The sequence below is a fragment of the Bifidobacterium canis genome (assembly GCF_009727065.1).
In the GTDB taxonomy this organism is placed as follows: domain Bacteria; phylum Actinomycetota; class Actinomycetes; order Actinomycetales; family Bifidobacteriaceae; genus Bifidobacterium; species Bifidobacterium canis.
In genome coordinates this window covers 25,923-48,887 of record NZ_WNLP01000001.1, presented here as the reverse complement: position 1 = coordinate 48,887, position 22,965 = coordinate 25,923, and the positions used below count along the sequence as shown (strand labels likewise).

Annotated in this window: 13 protein-coding genes, 1 tRNA gene, 6 pseudogenes and 1 riboswitch; of the genes and pseudogenes, 10 read left to right on the top strand and 10 right to left on the bottom strand. The window is 59.7% G+C overall.

The features are described 5' to 3' along the window. Positions 1–3: 3 nt before the first annotated feature. The 3 genes and pseudogenes from ftsZ to GSD1FS_RS00215 all read right to left on the bottom strand — a co-directional run bounded on the left by ftsZ (position 4) and on the right by GSD1FS_RS00215 (position 4,385). On the bottom strand, positions 4–1,263 hold the full coding sequence (gene ftsZ / locus GSD1FS_RS00225) for a cell division protein FtsZ (RefSeq protein ID WP_343030146.1): 1,260 nt from the start codon (positions 1,261–1,263) through the stop codon (positions 4–6). 173 nt (positions 1,264–1,436) lie between these two features. Further along, positions 1,437–2,671: pseudogene (gene dusB / locus GSD1FS_RS00220) on the bottom strand (tRNA dihydrouridine synthase DusB). 238 nt (positions 2,672–2,909) lie between these two features. Further along, positions 2,910–4,385: a glycine--tRNA ligase gene (locus tag GSD1FS_RS00215; protein WP_343030145.1), complete on the bottom strand. Its 1,476-nt coding sequence runs from the start codon at positions 4,383–4,385 to the stop codon at positions 2,910–2,912. Between the two features lie 247 nt (positions 4,386–4,632). After that, a riboswitch (TPP riboswitch) is annotated at positions 4,633–4,733 on the top strand. Here GSD1FS_RS00215 and thiM point away from each other — a divergent pair. The 9 genes and pseudogenes from thiM to GSD1FS_RS00175 all read left to right on the top strand — a co-directional run bounded on the left by thiM (position 4,727) and on the right by GSD1FS_RS00175 (position 14,302). Then, positions 4,727–5,644, top strand: coding sequence for a hydroxyethylthiazole kinase (thiM, locus tag GSD1FS_RS00210; RefSeq protein ID WP_425481759.1), 918 nt, complete (start codon positions 4,727–4,729; stop codon positions 5,642–5,644). It overlaps the preceding riboswitch by 7 nt. A gap of 113 nt (positions 5,645–5,757) precedes the next feature. Beyond that, positions 5,758–6,438, top strand: a pseudogene (locus GSD1FS_RS10230) (thiamine phosphate synthase); the annotation flags it as partial. Between the two features lie 48 nt (positions 6,439–6,486). After that, positions 6,487–7,308 carry a bifunctional hydroxymethylpyrimidine kinase/phosphomethylpyrimidine kinase gene (gene thiD / locus GSD1FS_RS10225; RefSeq protein WP_343030164.1) on the top strand — a complete coding sequence of 274 codons (822 nt, stop codon included), beginning with the start codon at positions 6,487–6,489 and terminating at the stop codon, positions 7,306–7,308. 42 nt (positions 7,309–7,350) lie between these two features. Continuing rightward, positions 7,351–7,734 (top strand): thiamine-binding protein, encoded by a 384-nt coding sequence (locus GSD1FS_RS00200; protein ID WP_155587874.1) that lies wholly within the window; start codon positions 7,351–7,353, stop codon positions 7,732–7,734. A 118-nt stretch (positions 7,735–7,852) separates the two neighbouring features. Further along, the gene (locus GSD1FS_RS00195; protein ID WP_155587873.1) at positions 7,853–8,917 is read left to right on the top strand and encodes a LacI family DNA-binding transcriptional regulator; all 1,065 of its coding nucleotides are present in this window, start codon (positions 7,853–7,855) and stop codon (positions 8,915–8,917) included. A 226-nt stretch (positions 8,918–9,143) separates the two neighbouring features. Further along, complete coding sequence (locus GSD1FS_RS00190) at positions 9,144–10,478, top strand: MFS transporter (RefSeq protein WP_155587872.1); 1,335 nt, start codon at positions 9,144–9,146, stop codon at positions 10,476–10,478. Positions 10,479–10,528: 50 nt separating this feature from the next. Further along, positions 10,529–12,111, top strand: a pseudogene (locus tag GSD1FS_RS00185) (glycoside hydrolase family 32 protein). Positions 12,112–12,357: 246 nt separating this feature from the next. Then, positions 12,358–13,173: an ABC transporter permease gene (locus tag GSD1FS_RS00180; protein ID WP_246165704.1), complete on the top strand. Its 816-nt coding sequence runs from the start codon at positions 12,358–12,360 to the stop codon at positions 13,171–13,173. A 55-nt stretch (positions 13,174–13,228) separates the two neighbouring features. Further along, entirely contained in the window at positions 13,229–14,302 is a 1,074-nt protein-coding gene (locus GSD1FS_RS00175) for an ABC transporter substrate-binding protein (protein WP_155587871.1), read from the top strand. 5 nt (positions 14,303–14,307) lie between these two features. Here the strand turns inward: GSD1FS_RS00175 and GSD1FS_RS00170 are convergent, their stop codons facing one another. The 6 genes and pseudogenes from GSD1FS_RS00170 to GSD1FS_RS00145 all read right to left on the bottom strand — a co-directional run bounded on the left by GSD1FS_RS00170 (position 14,308) and on the right by GSD1FS_RS00145 (position 21,960). Beyond that, positions 14,308–15,096, bottom strand: coding sequence for an isoprenyl transferase (locus GSD1FS_RS00170; protein ID WP_155587870.1), 789 nt, complete (start codon positions 15,094–15,096; stop codon positions 14,308–14,310). Between the two features lie 4 nt (positions 15,097–15,100). Beyond that, positions 15,101–15,820, bottom strand: coding sequence for a DNA repair protein RecO (recO, locus tag GSD1FS_RS00165; protein ID WP_155587869.1), 720 nt, complete (start codon positions 15,818–15,820; stop codon positions 15,101–15,103). A 28-nt stretch (positions 15,821–15,848) separates the two neighbouring features. Then, a pseudogene (locus GSD1FS_RS00160) lies at positions 15,849–17,470 on the bottom strand (alpha/beta hydrolase family protein). 214 nt (positions 17,471–17,684) lie between these two features. Further along, a pseudogene (ispG, locus tag GSD1FS_RS00155) lies at positions 17,685–18,868 on the bottom strand (flavodoxin-dependent (E)-4-hydroxy-3-methylbut-2-enyl-diphosphate synthase). Beyond that, positions 18,868–20,073, bottom strand: coding sequence for a 1-deoxy-D-xylulose-5-phosphate reductoisomerase (dxr, locus tag GSD1FS_RS00150; protein WP_155587868.1), 1,206 nt, complete (start codon positions 20,071–20,073; stop codon positions 18,868–18,870). Before dxr ends, ispG begins: the two are co-directional and overlap by 1 nt. 183 nt (positions 20,074–20,256) lie before the next feature. Continuing rightward, positions 20,257–21,960 carry a DivIVA domain-containing protein gene (locus GSD1FS_RS00145; protein ID WP_155587867.1) on the bottom strand — a complete coding sequence of 568 codons (1,704 nt, stop codon included), beginning with the start codon at positions 21,958–21,960 and terminating at the stop codon, positions 20,257–20,259. A gap of 248 nt (positions 21,961–22,208) precedes the next feature. Between GSD1FS_RS00145 and GSD1FS_RS00140 the strand changes: the two genes are divergently transcribed. Next, positions 22,209–22,282 (top strand) — tRNA-Val (locus GSD1FS_RS00140). Between the two features lie 181 nt (positions 22,283–22,463). On the opposite strand, the pseudogene GSD1FS_RS00135 reads toward GSD1FS_RS00140, so the two are convergent. Beyond that, positions 22,464–22,879: pseudogene (locus GSD1FS_RS00135) on the bottom strand (DUF3052 domain-containing protein). Positions 22,880–22,965 lie beyond the last annotated feature (86 nt).

The window sequence follows — 22,965 nt, the reverse complement described above, 5'->3', positions numbered from 1 at the left end:
TGTTCACTGCAGGAACTCGGGGATGTCGAGATCTCCAAGATCACCGAGACCCGTGTATGGGTAGCTGCTCGTGTCTGAAGACGCATCGTATTCGGAACGCTGCTGTGTGGTCTGGTTCGGCTCCGACACGATCTTCTCTTCAGTCTTCTTCTCCTCTTCGAACACCGGACCGGTGGAGGGGATGGGAGACGTCAGGATCGTCGGCTGGCCGGCAGGAGTGGCTGGCTTATGCGCCGGCGTCGTGTTCTGCGGCGTGGTCGAAGCGGCGGTCTGCGCTGCATCGTTCGCGGCGGCGAGCTTCTTCTTGTCGTTGAAGCCTGCGGCGATGACGGTGACGCGCATTTCGTCGCCATACGCATCGTCGAGTGCCAAACCGAAGATGATCTGCGCTTCTGGGTGGGCTGCTTCGCGCACGAAGCCGACGGCCTGGTTGACTTCAGCCAGCTTGAGGTCGTTGGAGGCGGCGATGTTGATGAGCACGCCGCTCGCGCCGTCGATGCTCTCTTCGAGCAGCGGCGAGCTGATGGCGATTTCCGCGGCCTGCGCTGCGCGGTCTTCTCCCCGCGCGGCACCGATGCCGAAGAGCGCGGTGCCGGAATTCTGCAGAATCGACGTGATATCGGAGAAATCAACGTGAATGTATGGGTTGATGGTCAGCAGGTCGGTGATGCCCTGCACGCCGGCGAGCAATGCGGTGTCTGCCGTGCGGAACGCGTCGACGATGCCGATCGAGCTGTCATCGAGCTCAAGCAGGCGATCGTTCGGAATGACGATCAACGCATCGACCTCTTCACGGAGGTTGTCGATGCCGAGAGCCGCGGATGCCGCGCGCTGCGGACCTTCGAACGAGAACGGACGGGTGACGACGGCGATCGTCAATGCACCCTGCTGACGTGCTGCGCGCGCGACGAGCGGGCTTGCGCCGGTGCCGGTGCCGCCGCCCTCGCCGCAGGTGACGAACACCATGTCGGCACCCTTGACGGCTTCTTCGATTTCAGACTGGTGGTCTTGCGCGGCTTTGGCGCCCTTCTCGGGGTCGGCGCCCGCGCCGAGACCTCGGCTGGAGGCATCACTCAGTGAGATTTTGACATCGGCGTCAGAACGCAGCAGATCTTTTGCATCAGTGTTAATGGCAACGAATTCCACGTTCTGCAGACCTTCGGCGATCATACGATTCACCGCGTTGCCGCCTGCACCGCCAACGCCCACGACTTTGATAATCGTAGTGTCGTTGAAATTGTCAGTCTGGGCGATCTCGCTCACATTAGTCTCCTGTCACTTACGGTTACACAATACTGTATCGCAGATGGGTGAAAAATAAGGTTCTTTCCAAGCATGCGAAACTTCCCATCCATCAAGCTTCGTCGCTATGTCCGCTTTGTTTTCCACAGGGTACTCTAGATGACGTTTCCGAAAGTTTTCTTAACGTCAACGTCTCAGTAGCTCGCATCCATTGGATCATCTCCAAACAGACGCTCACGTTCCTCGTGCGTCGTCGTCCTCGAATCCAGCCAACCGTACGGCAAATGCACCTTTTCGCAAAGCGAACGCGGCCTCTTGGCTTGTCTGCCACACGCTCAGGGTACTCGACATTCGGATCAAGCGCATCCACTTGTTCACGAACATCCTCCAAACTCTCGCATTCCATGAACGCGCGCCTAGTCGAACCGCCCACCGGGAAGCCTTTCAAATACCAGGCGACGTGCTTGCGCAGGTCGTGCACAGCCATCGTCTCGTCGCCGTCGTAGAACTCGGTGAGCAGCTGGGCATGGCGTAGAATGATCTGCCCCACCTCACCCAAGGTCGGGTTCACGCGCGCGTCACTGCCTGCGAACGCGTTCTTGATGTTCGCGAAAATCCACGGTCTGCCTTGGCAGCCGCGGCCGACGGCCACGCCAGCGCAACCGGTTTCGTTGACCATCGCGATCGCGTCTTCGGCACCCCAGATGTCTCCGTTGCCGAACACCGGAATGTCAAGTGTCTCGACGAGTTCGCCGATGCGCGACCAGTCGGAGTGACCGCCGTAGTATTCCGCGGTGGTGCGCGCGTGCAACGTCACAGCCGCGCACCCCTCCTCCTGCGCGATGTGCGCAGCTTCGATGAACGTTTCGTGGTCGTGGTCGATGCCGACGCGAATCTTCGCGGTCACCGGAACGTTCGCCGGCGCGCATGCCCTCACTACGCGTTCGATGACTTCGCTGAACAGGTCGGTCTTCCACGGGAGCGCAGAACCGCCACCGCGACGAGTGACTTTCGGCACCGGGCAGCCGAAGTTGAGGTCGAGATGATCGACCATATCGTTGTCGACGAGAAAACGAGCGGCCTGCTCCATGATCGCCGGATTCACGCCGTAGAGCTGCAGCGAGCGGATCTTCTCGGTCGGGGCGAAACGGCACAGGCGCAGCGCTTTGGGGTTCTTTTCGACCAGTGCGCGCGCGGTCACCATCTCGGCCACATACAATCCATCGGGGCCGTATTCCTCGCAGATCACGCGGAACGGCCAGTTCGTGACGCCCGCCATTGGAGACAGCACGACCGGTGTGCGCACCTCGAGGTCGCCGAGTCGCACCGGCGCGAGCGGCTTGTTTAGCCGCGCCGATGCCTCATGCGCATCCGCGGTTGCGGCATTCGAATCCTCACGCTCATCCACCACGATTTCCTCAGTCCTCATCGTCGACTTTCCTCAACTCCTCAACATAAGCGTTCACCAGTCGGTCACGCCGTTCAACAGCGCCGTTTGCGCAATAATTTCCGAATACTGCCGATTTTCCAACATTGTCAACAGTGCGCGACAGCTAACAGTAATTCAAGAAATTCAAAAAAGAAAGATGAATGTGCCACAACAGCCGTGCGGCACATTCATCTTGTCAACTAGTTCGCAGCACACCACTCATGCGAGTGGCACAGCGTCAGTACAGGCCGCCGGCCTCAGCGATATGCACGCTGTCTGGCCACGGCTTGCCGCCCATCGACTCCGGCTTCATCGGCACGCGCGTGCGCTTGTCGTTGATGCGCTTGGCCACATAGTCCGCAACGTTCGTCAACGCCACGCGTTCCTGCTTCATCGTGTCGCGTTCGCGAATCGTCACGGCCTGATCGTCAAGCGTATCGAAGTCGACGGTGATGCACAGTGGCGTGCCGATCTCGTCTTGACGGCGGTAGCGACGGCCGATGGCGCCGGATTCGTCGTAGTCGATCATCCAATCGTTCAGGCGCAGGTCTTCCGCCAGATCCTGAGCCACAGACTGCAGCTCCGGCTTCTTGCTCAACGGCAGCACGGCAGCCTTGATAGGAGCCAAACGCGGGTCGAGGCGCAGCACCGTGCGCTTGTCGACGCCGCCCTTCGTGTTCGGAGCCTCATCAACGTCGTAAGCGTCGACGAGGAACGCCATAAGCGAGCGCGAAAGTCCAGCCGCAGGCTCGATGACGTATGGAATGTATTTCTCGCCGGTCGCCTGGTTGAAGTAGCTCAGGTCTTCACCGGAATGCTTGGCGTGCGCGCCGAGGTCGAAGTCGGTGCGGTTTGCCACGCCTTCGAGCTCGCCCCAATCGGAGCCTTGGAATCCGAAGCGGTATTCGATGTCGACGGTGCGCTTCGAGTAGTGCGCGAGCTTCTCCTTCGGATGCTCGTAGTGACGCAGATTCTCCGGGTTCACACCGAGGTCGATGTACCACTGCGTGCGCGCGTTGATCCAATACTGATGCCATTCCTCATCGGTGCCGGGCTCGACGAAGAACTCCATCTCCATCTGCTCGAACTCGCGGGTGCGGAAGATGAAGTTGCCCGGAGTGATCTCGTTGCGGAACGACTTGCCGGTGTTCGCAATGCCGAACGGCGGCTTGGAGCGAGACGAGGTCATGACGTTCTTGAAGTCCACAAAAATGCCCTGCGCGGTTTCCGGGCGCAGGTAGTGCAGCGAGTTCTCGTCTTCCACCGGCCCGAGGTGCGTGCGCAGCATCATGTTGAAGTCGCGAGGCTCGGTCCAATTGCCGCGGGTGCCGCAGTCCGGGCACACGATGTCTTTGAGACCGTTCGGCGGAAGCTGGCCGTGATGCTTTTCGGCATACGATTCCTCGAGCTTGTCGGCACGGTGACGCTTGTGGCAGGTGAGGCATTCGATGAGCGGGTCATTGAACACGGAGACGTGGCCGGAAGCCACCCACACTTCGGATGGCAGGATGATCGACGTGTCTACGCCAACAACGTCAGGGCGGGTGACGACCATCGAACGCCACCATTCACGCTTGATGTTGTCTTTGAGCGCCACGCCGAGCGGGCCGTAGTCCCATGCGGAACGCGTGCCGCCGTAGATCTCGCCGGCCGGGAACACGAAGCCGCGACGCTTCGCAAGAGAGACGACTTCATCGATTTTGGAATTAGCCACAATGCACCTTCTGGTTTGAACGGTTTGGGGTCTTATACGAGCCTTCAGCCTATCGTTCGCCGCCGACACGCCGACCATTTCCGCCCACTGTGACTTGCGCCTTCCGCGGCTCTCCATCCGCCGAGCCTCTGCACACTTTCGACCAATATATATTGGTCGAAAAGAGTCTGAGCACCGCAGAGCACCGATTCGCCGTGAGCAACACACGCGCTGGGCATGCGGGTCTACGGCGTCGCATAAGTTCGAAATGACATGTCAGGGGAGCTCGAAGAGCTGAGAGTGGCACACAGCCTAACCCTTTGAACCTGTTGGCTAATACCAGAGTAGGGAGTACAGACACAGTGAGCACTGTCGATAATCTCAATAATTCCAATGAATCTTCGGTCTCGTTGCGCGAAGTGGGCGCAGACGATCCGATCCGTGAACAGATTCGCCAAGTGGCAACGGCGGTGCGTGAGCAGACGCCGCTCGCGCAGTCGTTCACCAATTTCGTCACGATCAATCTGGTGGCCAACGCCCAGCTTGCCGCCGGTGGCACCGCTGCCATGAGTTTTCTGCCCAACGACATCACGTCTCTCGCCGAGCAGTGCGGAGCAACCTACATCAATGTGGGCACTCTTCTGCCGTTCTACCGCGACGCGTTGCAGGAGATCAGCGAGCATCTGAGCCGTCACCAATGCCAGTGGGTGCTCGACCCGGTGGCTGCGGGCATCGGCGTCGCGCGCACCGAAATTCTCAAAGGATTCAAGGATTACCCGCCGACGATCGTGCGTTCCAACGCCTCCGAAGCACTGGCGTTGCACGACATGTGGGATCTCGCCGAAGAGGACTCCTCTGAGGAGCATCAGGGTCCTGCCGGCGTGGAATCGGTCGACAGCGTGGATCAGGCGATCGGCGCAGCCAAAGACATCGCCAACTATTTGGCGCAGCACTCCCCCACGCACACCGCGGCTGTCGCGGTTTCCGGCGCGGTCGATCTCGTGACCGATGGCAAACGCGTGTTCCGCCTGCCAGGAGGCAGCGCCATGATGACGAAGATCACCGGAGCAGGCTGCTCGCTCGGCGGCGTCACCGCCACGTATCTGGCTGTTGCCGATCCGCTCGTCGCCGCGCTCTCCGCGTCGATGCTCTACAACGTCGCGTCGCAGATCGCGCAACGGCATTCACATGGCCCGGGTTCGTTCCAAGTGGAGTTCCTCGACGCCCTGTGGAATGTCACCCCTGAAGAAATCGCCGCGGCGCCGTTGCTGTTGGCCTAGAATCAAAGTGGAATAGCCGCGTGCCCCCAGCCAGCCATGGCGTTAGAGCGATGTACATGCATCACGACGCATGGCTGCTGGCGCAACGGCATATATAACAGAATCAGGTGTGTATGAAAGCCTTCCCATATTCGTCGCTCCGTGAGCGTTTCGATCCTCGTTTCTATTTCGTCGTCGGCCCAGATGACTGCGGCAACCGTCCGATTCTCGACGTGGTGGCCAAAGCGCTGGATGGTGGCGTGAGCTTCGTTCAACTGCGTGCCAAAACGCAGGACGTTTCGCAAATCGTCAGCTTGGCGAGCGATATCGCCAACGAAATCGCCGGTCACCATGTGAGCGATTCGGTCGCGTTCGTGATCGACGACCGCGTGGATGCCGCTTTGCAGGCCCGTCAGCAGGGCATCAAAGTCGATGGCGTGCACATCGGCCAAGATGACCTCGACCCCGTTGTGGCGCGCAAGCTGCTCGGCCCCGACGCGATCATCGGATTGTCGGCGAACACCGTCGACGAGGTGCGCGAGGCGAACGAACTGCCAGCGGGCACGATCGACTACATCGGCGCAGGCCCGTTGCACATGACCGCCACGAAGCCCGACAGCGCAGTGCTTGACGGCAACGGCGAGGCAACGACGCTTGACGCGGAATCGATCGACGCCATGTGCACGATCAGCAAATACCCGCTGATCGTCGGTGGCGGCGTGAAGATCGACGACATTCCGATGCTCGCCAAAACCAAGGCCGACGGTTGGTTCGTCGTTTCTGCCATCGCCGCTGCAGCTGACCCTGAGCAGGCGGCACGCGAACTCGTTGACAATTGGACCGCCATTCGCGGTGACGAAACAGTGCGCTATGCCGATCGCAAGCATTCCGCCACGAAGTTGCCTGCCGTGCTGACGATCGCCACGACCGACTCGTCCGGTGGCGCTGGCGTTCCTGCGGATCTGAAGACGATGCTCGCCAACGACGTGTTCGGCGAATGCGTGATCGCCGGCATCACCGCCCAGAACACGAAGGGTGTGCAGGAGATCGCCGCCGTCGACCCGAAGATGGTGGGCGCGCAGATCGATTCGGTGTTCGACGACATTCGCCCGAGCGCCGTGAAGATCGGCGTCATCGTGGGCGTGGAGTCCGTCAAGATGGTGGCTCGCAAGCTCAAGGATCATGAGGCTTCGAACATCGTCGTCGACCCGGTGATGGTCGCCACCTCCGGTTCGAGCCTTGCCGCCGACGACACGATCGCTGAAGAGATCAAGGAGCTCTTCCCCATCGCCACCGTGATCACGCCGAACATTCCAGAGGCGCAGGTGCTGGCGCAAATGCCGATCGGCAACCATGCCGACATGGAGACGGCAGCCGTTCAACTGGCCAAAGACTACGGCATCGCCGTGCTCGTCAAGGGCGGCCACGGCGTCGACGACGCCAACGACGTTCTGGCATTGCCAGACGGCCGCACCACGTGGTTCGAAGGCGAGCATATCGACAACACGAACACGCATGGCACCGGCTGCACATTGTCTTCCGCCATCGCTTCATACCTGGCACTGGGCGAATCGCTTGAAGATGCGATCACCGATGCGAAGGCATATTTGAGCGGCGCGTTGCGCGCGAATCTCAACCTTGGCGCAGGTCACGGTCCGATGGACCATGCCTGGACCATGCACTGAGCCGCCGTGAGTCACCGAACTGCTGACACAAAGGAGAAAAGTATGCCCGGCACGATTGACCGCAATGCCGTCACCCAGCAAGTCCCCATTGACGAAACCACCGGCAAGCCGATCATCAACACCGTCGCTGCAGTCGCGATCGCCCCGAGTGGCGTCGGCTCCGAACTGAGCGAATATGTGGCGCAAGCCATCGGCGTCATCCGCGACTCCGGTTTGCCGAACGAGACGAACGCGATGTTCACGAACATCGAAGGTGATCTCGATGACGTGCTGCGCGTGGTGCGTGACGCGACGATGAAGCTCGCAGAGCAGGGCTATCGCACCGGCGTGACGCTCAAACTCGACATTCGCCCCGGATTCAGCGGGCAGATTCACGAAAAGCAGCAGCTCGTCGACAACATCATCGACGGTTCGAAGAACTGCTAAACCGGAACCGTCGAATACGGTCGATCACATGCCATATACCCGGCAATGTGGTTTTAGGCCCACCCGGACGCTGTGCGTTGGATGATGCACATCGTCCGGGTGGGCCTAAGCTTGAACCATGACTACTATGAAGCAAATCGCGCAGGCGGCGGGAGTTTCCGTTTCCTCGGTCTCGCTTGTGCTCAACGGCCACGATGCAGGGCGCATCAAGCCTGCCGTTGCCGAACGCATTCGCCAAACGGCACGTCAGATGGGATACCAGCCGAACGCATTGGCCCGATCCCTGCGCACGAACAAGACCCGTATGATCGGCTTCATAAGCGTACAAGTAGCCACCACACCGTATGCGGGCGGCATGATTCAAGGCGCACAGGACGCCTTGAGCGAACTCGGTTATATGCTGCTCACGGTAAGCGGCGATGATGCCACGGCGATAGAATCTGAAATACGCGCGTTGAAGCGCTACGGCGTGGACGGCTTCCTCTATTCCGCCATGTCGAACCGTGTGGTTGACATCCCTGATTCCCTAGCCGAGTTCCCGCTTGTGTTGGTGGATGCGACCGATGAGACGAACCGGTTCCCCTCGGTGGAGCCCGACGAGCTTCGCATCGGCTACGACGCAACCACCCGACTCGTGGAAGCCGGATGCGAGCGCATCGCCTACATAGGGTGCACCGAGCCGATGATCGCCCAAACGGGCCGCTTATCCGGCTACCGCCAAGCATTGGAAGATGCAGGGCGCACGCCGAACGAGCGTCTGATCTGCGACGTGCTCAACAACGGTCCGGCGTTGCAGGCCGTGGAGCACCTGTTCGACGCCGAGCAACCAGACGGTTTCTTCTGCTTCAATGACGCACGCGCCTGGTATGTGTATGAATCGGCCGCACGGCGTGGACTCACCATCGGACATGACCTGAGTGTGGTGGGAGTCGACAACCACCGCGTTTTTGCCGAAACCTTGGATCCAGAGCTGACCACGATCGAGCTGCCCCATTACGAGATGGGCTACTGGGCGGCGAACAAGTTGGTCTCGCAAATAGAGAAACGACCCATCAACGAAGACGCATGGCCGCATACGACGGCGATGATGCCACCGCTCAACACTCCATCACCCGTGCGGATTCATTGCACGCTGATCGAGAAGGGCTCCGTTGCGACACGCCGTGCATCACACAGCAAATGATTCGGTGAGGGCACGCTAATCCGTCAAACGATTGACATTAATCGTTTCAGCGAGATCCATTTTTGCGCACCACAAACGTCAATCGTTTGACGTCAATCGTTTGACGAATTATAGTCATAGGTACAAGGAAATCAACCAGGTGAAAAAGGCAACTATTCAGTTCGAACCGATCGCCCGTTTCCTCCCCCATCATCTGCCGCAAGGCACCGAAAACAATGAGGTTTTTATGGCAAGCACACAATCAAATGCCAAGATATGGCGCAATCCATCGTATCTGCAAAGCTCAACGGGAATCTTCCTGTTCTTCTGCTCATGGGGCATCTGGTGGTCGTTCTTCCAGCGCTGGCTCAATTCCATGGGTCTCAATGGCGCCGAAGTGGGCACGATCTACTCGATCAACTCCCTGGCCACGCTGCTGCTCATGTTCGGGTACGGCATCCTCCAAGACAAGCTCGGACTGAAGAGGCATCTTGTACTCGCCATATCGGTCATCGCCGCGCTCATAGGCCCATTCGTGCAATTCGTGTATGCGCCTCTCATGAGCGTGAACATGATGGCCGCCGCGCTCATAGGCTCCATCGTGCTGTCCGCCGGGTTCATGGCGGGATGCTCGCTCATCGAGGCCCTCACCGAACGCTATAGCCGCCGGTTCGGATTCGAATACGGCCAGGCCCGCGCTTGGGGTTCGTTCGGCTATGCCATTGTGGCGCTCGTGGCCGGCATCGTGTTCAACATCAACCCGATGATCAACTTCTGGATCGGCTCCGCGTTCGGAGTCGGCATGCTCATCGTGTACCTCACGTGGTATCCGGCGGAGCAACGCGAGGCGATCAAGCAGTCTGACGAGCCGAGCGCGGAGCAATCCAGCCCCTCGCTCAAGGACATGCTGCACGTGCTGCGCATGCCAGCCCTGTGGGTGCTCATCGTGTTCATGCTGCTCACCAACACGTTCTATACCGTGTTCGACCAGCAGATGTTCCCCACCTACTACGCCTCACTGTTCGCCAACGAAGCCACCGGCAACACCGTGTATGGCATGCTCAACTCAGTGCAGGTCTTCTGCGAATCCGCGATGATGGGAGTCGTGCCGATCATCATGCGCAAGATCGGCGTACGCAATGCGCTGCTGCTCGGCGCCACGGTCATGTTCCTGCGCATCGGACTGTGCGGCATCTTCCACAATCCGGTGGCCATCTCAATCGTCAAGATGTTCCACGCCATTGAAGTGCCACTGTTCTGCCTGCCGGCATTCCGCTACTTCACGCTTCATTTCAATCCCAAGCTTTCGGCGACGCTCTACATGGTGGGATTCCAAATCGCCTCGCAGATCGGGCAGGTAGTGTTCTCCACGCCACTCGGCATGCTGCACGACCGCATGGGAGACCGTACGACGTTCCTTACGATTTCCGGCATCGTCCTGGCCGCCACGATCTACGGTTTCTTCGTGATCAAACGAGACGACCAGCAGGTGGACGGAGATCCGTTCATCCGCGACTCCCAAAAGAAGCCGACACTCGCCGCCGACGAAACGATTCTCGCCGCGGATTCCGAAGACATGTAGCCGTCCGTCTTTCCCCACGCTTTCAGACCGCACACCCCCATTCGTTTCTCATGGAAGGATTCATCATGGAATCAACCCCGAACACCGCGTACGAGATTCCTCAATTCACCCCGATCGCCGATCACGCCGAACAGCTAGCACGCGCAGAAGCCGGCGTGGCGAGCATGCGAGCCACGCGCAACGACCGATGGTACCCGAAGATCCACATCGCCTCCGATGGCGGGTGGATCAATGACCCGAACGGACTCTGCCGCGTGAATGGCCGCTGGCACGTGTTCTACCAACTGCACCCGTACGGCACGCAATGGGGCCCGATGCACTGGGGGCATGTCTCCTCCGCCAACATGGTCGACTGGCGCCGTGAACCAATCGCCTTCGCCCCCAGCCTCGAGCAGGAACGCCATGGTGTGTTCTCCGGCTCTGCCGTGATCGGCGATGACGGAAAACCGTGGTTCTTCTACACGGGCCATCGCTGGGCGAATGGCAAAGACAACACCGGGGGCGACTGGCAGGTGCAGATGCTCGCCAAGCCAAATGACGAGAATCTGAAAACCTTCACCAAGGAAGGCATGATCATCGACTGCCCACCGACCAAGTGAATCATCACTTCCGCGATCCGAAGGTGTGGAAGACGGGGGACACATGGTACATGACCTTCGGCGTCTCCTCGAAAAGCAAACGCGGCCAGATGTGGCTGTACACGTCGGAGGACATGGTGCACTGGAGTTTTGAACGCGTGCTGTTCGAACATCCGGATCCGAACGTGTTCATGCTCGAATGCCCCGATTTCTTCCCCATCCGGGACCCCCACGGCAATGAGAAATGGGTCATCGGCTTCTCGGCCATGGGTGCGAAGCCACACGGGTTCAGGAATCGCAACGTGAACAACGCCGGCTACATCGTGGGCGCATGGGAACCAGGAGGCTCCTTCATACCGGAAACCGAGTTCCGCCCATGGGATGAGGGGCATAATTTCTACGCCCCGCAGTCGTTTAACGCCGACGGCAGGCAGATCATGTACGGATGGATGAGCCCATTCGTCACGCCGATTCCGATGGAGGAGGACGGCTGGTGCGGCAATCTGACGCTTCCACGGCAGATCACGCTCGGAGACGATGGCACGCTCCGCACCGCACCCGTTGAGGAAATGACCGGGCTACGTGAAAACAATGTCGGTTTCGACACGCTTGAACTCGGCACGAACCAAAGCGCCACGATTCTCGACGATGACGGCGGCGCCCTGGAGATCGAGATGACCCTCGACCTTGCACATACGAGTGCCGAACGTACCGGCCTGCACGTGCACGCCACGGGGGACGGCCATTACACGGCCATCGTGTTCGACGCGCAAATCGGCGGAGTCGTGATCGACCGTCAGAATGTTGCCAACGGAGACAAGGGCTACCGCGTGGCGGTGCTCGGTGAAGACGAGCTCGCCTCCGACACGCTCGATCTTCGGGTGTTCATCGACCGCGGTTGCGTGGAAGTGTATGTGAACGGCGGCCGCCATGCCATGAGCTCATATTCGTTCCCCAACGGCGGAGACCGCGCGGTGCGACTCGTATCGGAATCGGGAACAACGTCCGTCCCCTCCCTTACGTTGCATAATCTCAAATCCATCGGCCTGGAATAGAGACTCCACCATTGCGCACAATCCACAGGTGGCGAGCGCCGCGCATGCCGGCGCTCGCCACCGTTTTGTGAATCTTCACCATGCCTTGTCAATGCCCATGGTCGGGGCTATACTGTTCGCTTGTTTTCGAACACGAGTAACTTTTCTGGTTGCGCGGCGGTAGACTCCTCACCTTGCTGCCTGAAGCCGGCAACCTTGCGGCATCGCATGATGCAGAAAGTAAGGTGCACATTGGCTTCAGGCTCTTTGCGCATATCGCCACACGACACGGCCCGCACTGCGACGCGAAGCGCGGCGCGCAAGTATCTACCCACCGTCATCACCGTCGTCGTACTGCTCGCCATCTGGCAGATCTGGGTTGATGTGGCGCACCCTCCGACCACGATGATCGCCTCCCCCACCGAAATCATCTCCGCAACCGTGCGCTCCTGGCCGACGCTGTGGCCCGCCACCTGCATGACCGCGATGGAGGGCGTGTGCGGCTTCCTGATCGCCTGCGTGCTCGGTGTGCTGCTCGGCATTGGCATTCACTGCTCACGCACCGCGTATTCCGCGCTGTTCCCGCTGCTCACCGCCGCGCAGACGCTGCCGCTCATCTCGATCGCACCGCTGTTCTTGATCTGGTTTGGTTTCGAGCCGATCGGCAAAATCGTGCTCGTCGCCGTGTTCGCCATCTTCCCGATTGTCGTGCAGACGATGCGCGGATTGCAAGCCGTGCCGCAGTTCTATGCCGACGTCGCGATGACCTGCGGCGCCTCGCGCGCATGGACGCTGTTCCACGTAGAGCTGCGTGTGGCAGCGCGCCAGATTTTCGGCGGCGTGCGCGTCTCCGCCGCTTACGTGTTCGCCACCGCCGCCACCGCCGAATATCTCGGCGCGCGCAGCGGTCTCGGCATTTGGTTGCAGGCGGCATACAACTCGTTCCAAACACCGCGTATTTTCGCGGCGACGCTGGTGATCATCGTCATCACCGGCATACTGCTGCTTCTCGTGCACGCCGTCGAACGCCTGCTGCTCGGGGCGCCGGATTCCGACGCTGACCCAGATGCCGACGCGCAGTAAGCAAATAACAAATAATACATAAATAATAATTTTATTTTCTATTCAAGGAATACTTATGCTCTCTTTCAGCACCGCCTCCCACCGCGCAGTTCGCCGTCTGCTCGCACTCGTGCTCGCTTTGTGCACGGTGTTCGCGAGCGCGGCCTGCGGTTCCGCCGCGAGCACTGATGCCAACGGTTTGCGCAACGTCACGTTCATGCTGTGGTGGGCGCCCGACACGAACCATATCGGCGTGTATGTGGCGAAAAACAAGGGGTATTACCGTGAGGCCGGACTCAATGTGAACGTCGTGGCAGTCGCGCAGTCCGGCGCGGAGCAGGCGGTGAACAACGGCGTCGCTGATTTCTCGCTGTCGACGCTGACCAATGTGAGCACATATGCCACGAAGGGCGCGCAGCTCAAGCAGGTGATGCAGGTGCAGCAGAAGCCAAGCGCCATCTGGTGCGCGCTGAAGTCGAACGGTGCGATTCACCGGCCGCGCGATTTCGACGGCAAGACGTTCGCCACTTTTGGGTCGAGCGAGTCGGATGCCGTGGTGCGTCGCATGATTCAGACCGATGGCGGCACCGGCACATTCGACAAAGTGACCGTCGGCACATCCACTTTCCAGACGTTGACTTCCGGCCGCGCTGATTTCGGCGGATTCTACTCGACGTGGGAGGGTGTGCAGGCGGAACTGAACGGCCCTGAACTGCGCTGCTTCACCGAACCGGATTATGGCGTGCCGGGCAATGCCGATTCGATCGGCGTGATCACCAGCAACAAGATCATCTCCAGCGACCCGGACTTGGTGAAGAAATTCGTGCAGGCCACACAACGCGGCTACGAGTACGCGTACGAGCATGGTGACGAGGCCGCGCAGATTCTCGTCGACGAGGCGCCCGAAGCGAATCTCGACATCGCGCTCGTCAAAAAGTCGATGAAGATGATTATCGACGGCGAGTATTGGGGCGACCGCGCGAAGATCAACTCCGGCGAGCAGACGTTCGGCGCGATCGACTACGACGGCACGCAGCAATACTTTGATTTTCTTGCGCAATCTGATGCATACACCGACGCGAACGGTGACGTGGTGACAACGGCTCCGCAGTCAAAGGACCTCGCCACAGACACCTATCTCGCGAAGTAAAACAGTTATTTAACACCACCAAAACGACGATCACGATGAATATAGCGGTCGATGGAGCCCCACAGCACCTCGCGACCGCAGTCGGGGAACAGTTCGGGCACGAAATCGAGTTCCGCGTAGGCGGCCTCCCACGGCAGGAAGTTGCTCGTGCGTTGTTCGCCGGACGTGCGGATCACCAGATCGCAGTCTGGGATGTCGGGATTGTAGAGATGCTCGGAGATCATCTTCTCGGTGACGCGATCGCCCTTGATCTTGCCGTCGCGCACTTCACGCGCGATCGCGGCTGCGGCATCGGCGATTTCGGCACGGCCACCATAGTTGATGCAGAACACCACGTCGATCACTTTGTTGTGCTTCGTGCGTTCCATCGCCACTTCGAGCTCGTCGATAACCGACTTCCATAGCTTCGGGCGACGCCCTGACCAACGCACGCGCACGCCCCACTCGTCCATCTGCGCGACACGTCGGTGAATGATGTCGCGCGAGAAGCCCATCAGGAAGCGCACCTCCTGTGGCGAACGCTTCCAGTTCTCGGTGGAGAACGTGTAGAGGCTCAGGTAGCGCACGCCGGCTTCGATGGCACCGGCGATCGTGTCGAACACCACTGGTTCGGCGGCCTGATGCCCTTCGGTGCGAATCAGTCCGCGCTGCTGCGCCCATCTGCCGTTGCCGTCCATGATCACGCCCACGTGACGTGGCACTTTGTTCTTCGGGAAGTTCGGAATGATCGTCGGGTCGGAGAACGGCGCTGCCGGCACGCTCAACGATTTGTAGTCCACTGCATCAAAAGCCATGGTTTCAATCTAGCAAGCCTAGCGAACGAATCGGTCGTTCGAGATAATACTGCGCCCATTCGCGCACGATGTTCTCGGTGCGTGCGTCGATCGGCAGCAGCTCGTCGACGCTCTGCCAGTCCCCCTGTTCGAGGGCGCGCAATTGTGCGAATACGCGCTCGTCCACGCGCGTGGCGTCGGGTGTGCGGTCGTCCGCGCACATCGCTCCGCCGGCTGGCGCGGAGAAATATGAGATCTGCTGCCTGCCGCACACGACGCACGAGTCGAGCCGAATGGTCCAGCCAGCCAGTGCCATGGCGCGCAGAATATACGACAAACTGATCGCCTGCGCATCATGCGCATGTCTGCTCAGCGCGCCGAGCGCGGCGATGAGCAAGCGATATTGCGCGGGCGCCGGCTCATGCTCGGCGGCGAAGAGGTCGCTCGCCGTTTCGCACATCGCATTCGCCGCGGTGTAGCTGCGGTAGTCGCCGGTTATTCCGGCGGCATACGCGGCGAGCGACTCCGCCTGCCGGATGCTGTCGAATGTGCGGCCTTCGTTGAGCAGCAGGTCGACGCGCATGAACGGTTCGAGCCGCGCTCCGAAACGCGATTTTGTTCTGCGCACGCCTTTTGCTACGGCGCGCACTTTGCCGTGCTCTTTGGTGAGCATCGTGATGATGCGGTCCGCCTCGCCAAGTTTCGCGGTGCGCAACACCACCGCTTCGTCTCGATACAGTGCCATTTCTCAGTTATCGCCAAGCTACATATTTTTACGAGAACCTGAAGAGTCCCCAGAACGCGAAGCACATCAGCATCGTGAACATCGTGAATGCGATGATCCAGAAGAACACGCGGCCGAAACGCGTCTGCGCGATGATCGGATCTTCGTTGTGCGCGAGTGCATGCCAGGTGCCGCGCTTGATGGGCCATTGCAGGAGTCCGCGTTGCGAGGCGATCTCGATGATGTGCTCGAACATCGACGCCCACGTCCACAGCACGACCACGCACACGAGCTGCGTGACCGGCCAGCTCCAATACATCATGCCGGCGCTGTCTGCGGGGGCTTTGCCCCACGCGAGCTCGACGACCGCCATGACGACTTCCGCGAACCCGCCGAGGAACAGTAATCCGGCGGATATCGTCATGATCGTCACGAATCGCAGTGCGCGCGCGAACTCTCGGTTCATGCCCATTGTGTGCGGCTTGTGGCGCACGCGGCGCACGATCGCGCGCACGAGCGTCACGATGAGCAGCACGAGCGAGACGAGCATCATCAGCAGGTTGAGTCCGAGCACTATGCAGCCGTAGGTCGTCATCGCCGGCCTCGCGTGCAGCTCATATGGCACGCTGATCGACTGGTACAGCGAGGTTCCCGCCACTTTTTCGCTCGTCTGTGTGAGTCCTCGCGACGTGCCGACTGCCCACGACACAGTGTCGGCGACGTAGGTGTCGGCGAACGGCGTGCCCTCCATCGCCTCGTCTCCGAGGCGCAGCACGTGGTTGGCGATTGGGTAGCTGCGCAACGTAACGTCGTAGTTGCCCGCCTTATGCGCTTGCTCGAGAATGTCTTTGAATCCCTGCACCTGCGCGGTCATCACGTCTTTGGAACCGTATGCGACGAGGGTTGGGATGCTGTATGAGGTTGGGGTGTTCGTGCTGATGTCGAAGTTGTGCATGCCGAACATTTCGCCGTCGAGCGAGAACACGCGGCGCACGATCGACTGGTAGCCTTCGTTCGCACCGACGAGCGCGAAATCCTGCACGGCGAGGAATCCGAGCGCGTGGCGCGGTGAGAACACCATCGGCGAGAGCAGAACCTGGAAGGCGATGTCTTTGTCTTGCTCCACGAGATATGAGGCGATCCACGTGCCTTCCGACGTGCCGTAGAGTCCCACTTTCTTCGCATCCACGTTACTGAATCCGCGCATCATGTTGATCACCTGATCGTAGATCGCGGCCGACCCTGGGTAGTCTCGCGTCAGATCGTTCGTAGACCACACCGGCTTGTCGATGACGGCGGTCACGAATCCCGCTGACGACATGGCGCTGGCGATGTCGCCGAACGAGTTGTCGCACGTGCCGTAGCCCGCTCCGTGCAGGAAGATCATCGCTGGCAGATTCTTGCCCGCGTTCTGTGGCTCACGGAATGCGATGTTGATCTTCTGGATCTCACCTGTGCTTGGGCGCTTCGCGTCGATGCTCTGATGCCATTCGTGAACTTTGTAGGTGCCGTTCGATGGGAGTTTTGCGTCGTGTCGAACGTGACCGACGTGTCTGATGTGAGTGTGGAGAACGTCTGCCCGGTCGGTGAGTTGTCGATCGGCAGACTTGTGTAGTTCGACGCCATGACCAGAATGCCGAGCAGAATGATGAAGATCGGCAGTTTGATCATCAATCTGCGGGACCGGCTGAACTGCGGCGCTTGCTCCTGCGCGCTTGTGTGCTGAGACTGACGTTGTTCCACGCTCACGATCCTATCGAATCGACGAAACTTTTCTAAAGATCAGTAGTTGCAGTATTACTGAACTGCTCACTGTTGAGTAATGCCGAGCACTGCTTGCGCGCAGTGCTCGGCATGCGAATTACTGTTCGTTGCTTTTGCTCGATTATTGTTCGGTTATCGGCATGACGATCGGACCGGTGGCCATGCCGTCTTCGTCGCCTTCCATTTTCGAGGCGATGTCGCGCGCATATTTGAGCAGTGTCTCCACGATCTGGTCTTCGGGAACCGTTTCGACCACCTCACCTTTGATGAAGATGCGGCCTTTGCCGTTGCCCGATGCCACACCGAGGTCGGCTTCGCGCGCTTCGCCCGGACCGTTGACGATGCAGCCCATGACGGCGACGCGGATCGGCGCGGTGATGCCTTTGAGTCCTTCGGTGACCTCGTTTGCCAGGTGGATCACGTCGACTTGCGCGCGGCCGCAGCTCGGGCAGCTGATGATGTCGAATTTGCGTGGGCGCAAGCCCAGATATTCGAGGATCTTGCAACCGACTTTGACTTCTTCGACCGGCGGTGCAGACAGCGAAACGCGGATCGTGTCGCCAATGCCTTCTGCCAGCAGTGCTCCGAAGGCCACGCATGATTTGATCGTGCCCTGCCATGCGGGGCCTGCCTCGGTGACGCCGAGGTGCAGCGGCCAGTCGCCTTTGGAGGCGAGCAAGCGGTAGGTCTCCACCATCGTCACCGGATCGTGGTGCTTCACCGAAATCTTGAAATCATGGAATCCCACGTCTTCGAACATGTGGGCTTCCTTAAGCGCCGAGGCGACGAGCGCTTCCGGCGTCGGGCCACCGTATTTCGCATACAGTTCTTTGTCGAGCGAGCCGGCGTTGACACCGATGCGCAGCGAGATGCCGGCGTCGGTGGCGGCCTTGCAGATCTGCGGACCGACCTCGTCGAATTTGCGAATGTTGCCGGGGTTCACGCGCACTGCGGCGCATCCGGCGTCGATCGCCTCGAACACGTATTTGCTTTGGAAGTGGATGTCGGCGATCACCGGAATCGGCGATTTTTGACGATCTGCGGCAGAGCGTCGGCGTCTTCCTGATTCGGCACGGCCACGCGCACGATGTCGCAGCCGGCTGCGGTCAGTTCGGCTATCTGCTGCAGCGTCGCGCCGACGTCAGCGGTTTTCGTGTTCGTCATCGACTGCACCGAAATCGGTGCGCCGCCGCCCACCGGCACGGGGCCGACCATGATGCGGCGTGACTTGCGGCGTGGGTGCAGCGGGCTTTCGCTGATCGCAGCCTCGCCTGTTTTGCGGAACCCTTGTTCGTTTGCTGTCATCACAGATTCTTCGTCTTTCCGATTGTTGCGATATGTTCGTCGGCGCGCGCACGAGCCTCACGCTCGAGCTGCTCGACCTCTTCCACGGATTCGAATAGCGGTTTGGCACTCAACTGCGCATCCATCGCATCGATCACGTCTGCGACGGTGGGCACGATGTCGAGATAGCCGATCACGCCGTTCAGGAAGGCGTGCACCGCCTGCTCGTTGGCTGCGTTGAGCACCGTTGTGTGCTTTTCCGAAGCCTTCAGGCATCTGCGAGCCAAGTCGACGGCTGGGAACGCTTCGTTGTCGAGTGGTTCGAACGTCCATTCCGCCGCCTTCGTCCAATCGCATGCCTTGGCAACATTCCCCATGCGATCGGGGGCGGAGAGGCCAAGGGCGATCGGCAGGCGCATGTCGGGCGGCGATGCCTGGCAGATCGTCGCGCCATCGCGGAATTCAACCATCGAATGCACGATGGATTGCGGATGCACGGTCACTTCGATGTTGTCTGGCGCGATGTCGAACAATCGGCTGGCTTCGATCACTTCCAAGCCCTTGTTCATCAGCGTCGACGAATTGATCGTCACCACAGGGCCCATGTTCCACGTCGGGTGGTTCAGGGCCTGCTGCGGGGTGACGTTCCGCATCTGCTCGCGCGTCCAACCGCGGAATGGTCCGCCCGATGCTGTGACAATGAGTTTCGAGACCTCGGCATGGGTGCCGGAGCGCAGGCTCTGCCAGATGGCGGAGTGTTCGGAATCCACCGGGTTGATCTGGTTTTCGCGCGTTTGGGCGTCAAACAGCAGGTGGCCGCCAGCGACCACGGATTCCTTGTTCGCCAACGCGAGTTGCGAATCCGCCTGCAATGCGGCGATGGATGGCTCCAAGCCGATGGATCCCGTGATGCCGTTGAGCACGACGGGCGCGCCGATTCCAGCGAGCGCCACCACTTCGCGTTGCCCCGCTCGTATCTGGGTCGCCTGTGCTCCTCGTGCGTCCAGTGCCTCGCGCAGCGGTTTCACTGCCGCGGGATCCGCGACGACCACGACGGGAACGTTGAACGTGGCGGCTTGTTCGGCGAGCATGTCGACGTGGCTTCCGCCTGCGGCCAAGCCTGCCACTTCGAAACGGTCACGATGCCGTGCGATCACGTCGAGCGCCTGTGTGCCGATGGATCCGGTGGATCCGAGAATAATGACGTTCTGATGCTCTTCTTGCATGAAGTTACATACCTCGTTTGCAATCTGGTGAGGTGAGATAGTGTTCGAATTCACCCGATGCCCAGTGTTGTTCGGCGACGGTCTCACAAGCCGCTCACCGATTCAGTTGGGCGATACCGAAGCAATATTGTAATAGCACTGCTGCATGTCAGCGCATGCAGCAGTGCTATTGGAGTTTGGAAATCATTGATTGTTCGCTGTATTCGAGCCGTGCGACGGCAGATCGTCCGTCGTGTCGGGGAACGCGAGATCCGGAATGTCGATGTTCATCTGGTTCTCGCGCATGTAGCGGCGAACCGGATCATCGTCGTCTGAAGATGAGCCGGCCGAAGCAGCGTCACCATTGCCGGGATCGGCGCTGTTCGAGGAGCTCGGCATTGGCAAGTCGGGAATCGACACGCTCGAGAGCTTCGGCACGGAAAGCGTGTCAAGCAGAGATTTCGCGCCTTCGTAGGAATGCGTGGTCTCTGGAATCGTCGACGTGTGCTCGGCAAGAGAAGCGAGCGAAGAGAGCGACGGAGACGGCGAAGCCGGATCCACCTGCGTGGCGTGTTCGCTGCTGCTCGGCACAAAAGAGGCGGGAGCAGTGGCCGCTGAAGCGGTCGGCGCAGTTGAGGAAGCCGGTTCTGCCGGCGAAGCGGCGGTCTCCGTATGCGAAGCAGGAGCATATGCTGACGGAGTGGAAACCGGCGCAGCCTGCGCAGGTGCGGTAGTGGTTTCATGCGTGCTCGGTGCCGCGGTGTGCGCAGTCGACGTGTCGGTCGACGGCGTTGGCTGCACAGCGTGCTGGTATTGCGGAACCGAACGCGGAGCCGGTGTGATCGGCTGAATAGACGACAGCGAAGTCTGGTTTGCGGCGCGCATGCCGGAGCCAAGCGTGCTGGCAGACGGCGTTTCCACCGTGACCGGTGCGATCGTCTCGGTCGGAGCGGATTCCTCGGAAACGGTCACCGAAGCCGTCGGCATGTTCGGAAAACTCGGCGTGCTCACTCCGGTCGGCTCGCTCACCGGCGACGCGGAACTGCTGTCGGCGGTGAAAATAGCCTCTTCAGCGCGGTGCAGTTCGTCGAAACTACCGTCGGAAGTCGTGGACTGCGGCGCTTCCGCAGTAGTCATCGTCACCGTCGCCTGAGTTTGCGCGACGTCTGGGAACAGTGGTTTGACACCATCTGCCGGTTCGGTCACCGTCTCCGTTTCGGTCACAGTCTCGGTGATCGACGGCGCGGATATGCTGCCGTCTTCGTCAAGGCGACGGTATGATTCGAGCTGATTGAGCAGATCCGCGCAGGCGGCGAGATAATAATCCACCTGCCGCTGCTCGTACCCGCGCGCACCCTTCTGCACGGTGAACGCCACGTCTTCCACAGACTTCGAGTTGATCTTCGGGAACGGATCCTCGCCCGCCTGCGCGTTCGAACCGTCGGCGGTCACTTCGGAGAGCTCGAAGCGCGCCTTGTCCATGATGTTGTCGATCAAACGGTCGACCTGCTTGCGCTTGTACGAGAGGTGCTTCTTCTGCCCGGAGGCGAAGCGCGCGCCGTGATCTCGCGCGGCGTGCTGCTCGAGCTCGTGCAGCGACGACTCCATCTGCGCCTTCCAAGCCACGCGCCCGACCTCGTTGATCTCAGCGAGCGTTTGGCGGTCGCACAGCACGTTCTTCAATCTGTCGAGTTTGGAATCCACGTCCGCCGGCACATACCCGCCCTTGACCATCGAGAACGAGGCGTTCTGAATATCCGCGAGCGTCAGCGAATTGCCGCCGCTCTCATATTCCTTATGTGCCTGCTCAAGGAACGTGTCGACCTGGCGAGGATCATAGCCCCTCGAATGCTTTCCGACGTGCGGGATGGTGGTGGTTGCGCTATCAGATTCCTTTGCCTGCGCCATCAACGTTCCTTCCATACCAATCTCAAGAATATTTGCCACGCAAACTCACATATTCGCGTCACATGGAGTTTCGTGCAAGTCCTATTGTAGATTACTCACCGACTCATTATGCTCGCGGTGACGCATATCTTCTCACTCAACGATTCCCGCCGCATTGCGCAGAGGCACGCGAAGCGTGTTGCTTTTCACACCATCATGTATAGTGGTTTCGTTCATAATAATCGTTTTTGAGTATTATGAGTGCGCACGGGCGATTAGCTCAGCTGGTTAGAGCGCCACCTTTACACGGTGGATGTCGGGGGTTCGAATCCCTCATCGCCCACTTTTTCTTGGGTTTTGCCAAAATCACGTATTACTGAGCTGCGCAATATTGCGCAGCTATCTGACACGCCGTGTTCCCTATGCAGCGTTTTCTATATAGATATATGCAAGCTCACATATGCAACTCGCGACCTGTTACATTTAACAGGTCGCGAGAAATCAGTGAATAAAAATGGTATCTATTACTTGCCTTTGCCGAACGCGCGCAGGTGAATGCCGTTCCAATCATCACTGACAGTGAGCGGCGTGGCTGCGTTCATGCCCGCGGTTTTCGCGGCGTTCTGCACAGTGCTCGGGCTTGGAGCTCCATCGCGTCCCGGCTTCGGGGTCAGCACCCACAACGGGCCATCTTGCCCCAGAACGGCGTAGGCGTCGACGATCGTGTCGCAAAGTTCATCTTCATCATCACCGTCACGCCACCAGATGATCGCCCGTCGACGGCGGAATCATAGTCCTCGTCAACCAAATCTTCACCGGTGAGCTTTTCGATTTTCTCTCTGATCGCGTCATCCACGTCGTCGTCCCAGAGCCATTCCTGGACCAGGTCGCCATCGTGGAAGCCGAATTCCTCAGCGCTTTCTGATGCTGTTTGATTCACGCTCGCCAATATACCAAAGCCATTGAACAGAGCGGAAAACAGCCGTTCACTTCTCAAACACGCGTTGACAAACGCGCGCAAACCGA

Excerpts from the sequence above, each read along its gene's own strand:
- GSD1FS_RS00200 (WP_155587874.1), top strand. The coding sequence starts at position 7,351 with ATGCCCGGCACGATTGACCGCAATGCCGTCACCCAGCAAGTCCCCATT.
- GSD1FS_RS00195 (WP_155587873.1), top strand. The coding sequence starts at position 7,853 with ATGACTACTATGAAGCAAATCGCGCAGGCGGCGGGAGTTTCCGTTTCC.
- GSD1FS_RS00190 (WP_155587872.1), top strand. The coding sequence starts at position 9,144 with ATGGCAAGCACACAATCAAATGCCAAGATATGGCGCAATCCATCGTAT.
- GSD1FS_RS00175 (WP_155587871.1), top strand. The coding sequence starts at position 13,229 with ATGCTCTCTTTCAGCACCGCCTCCCACCGCGCAGTTCGCCGTCTGCTC.
- GSD1FS_RS00170 (WP_155587870.1), bottom strand. The coding sequence starts at position 15,096 with ATGGCTTTTGATGCAGTGGACTACAAATCGTTGAGCGTGCCGGCAGCG.
- recO (WP_155587869.1), bottom strand. The coding sequence starts at position 15,820 with ATGGCACTGTATCGAGACGAAGCGGTGGTGTTGCGCACCGCGAAACTT.
- dxr (WP_155587868.1), bottom strand. The coding sequence starts at position 20,073 with ATGCAAGAAGAGCATCAGAACGTCATTATTCTCGGATCCACCGGATCC.
- GSD1FS_RS00145 (WP_155587867.1), bottom strand. The coding sequence starts at position 21,960 with ATGGCGCAGGCAAAGGAATCTGATAGCGCAACCACCACCATCCCGCAC.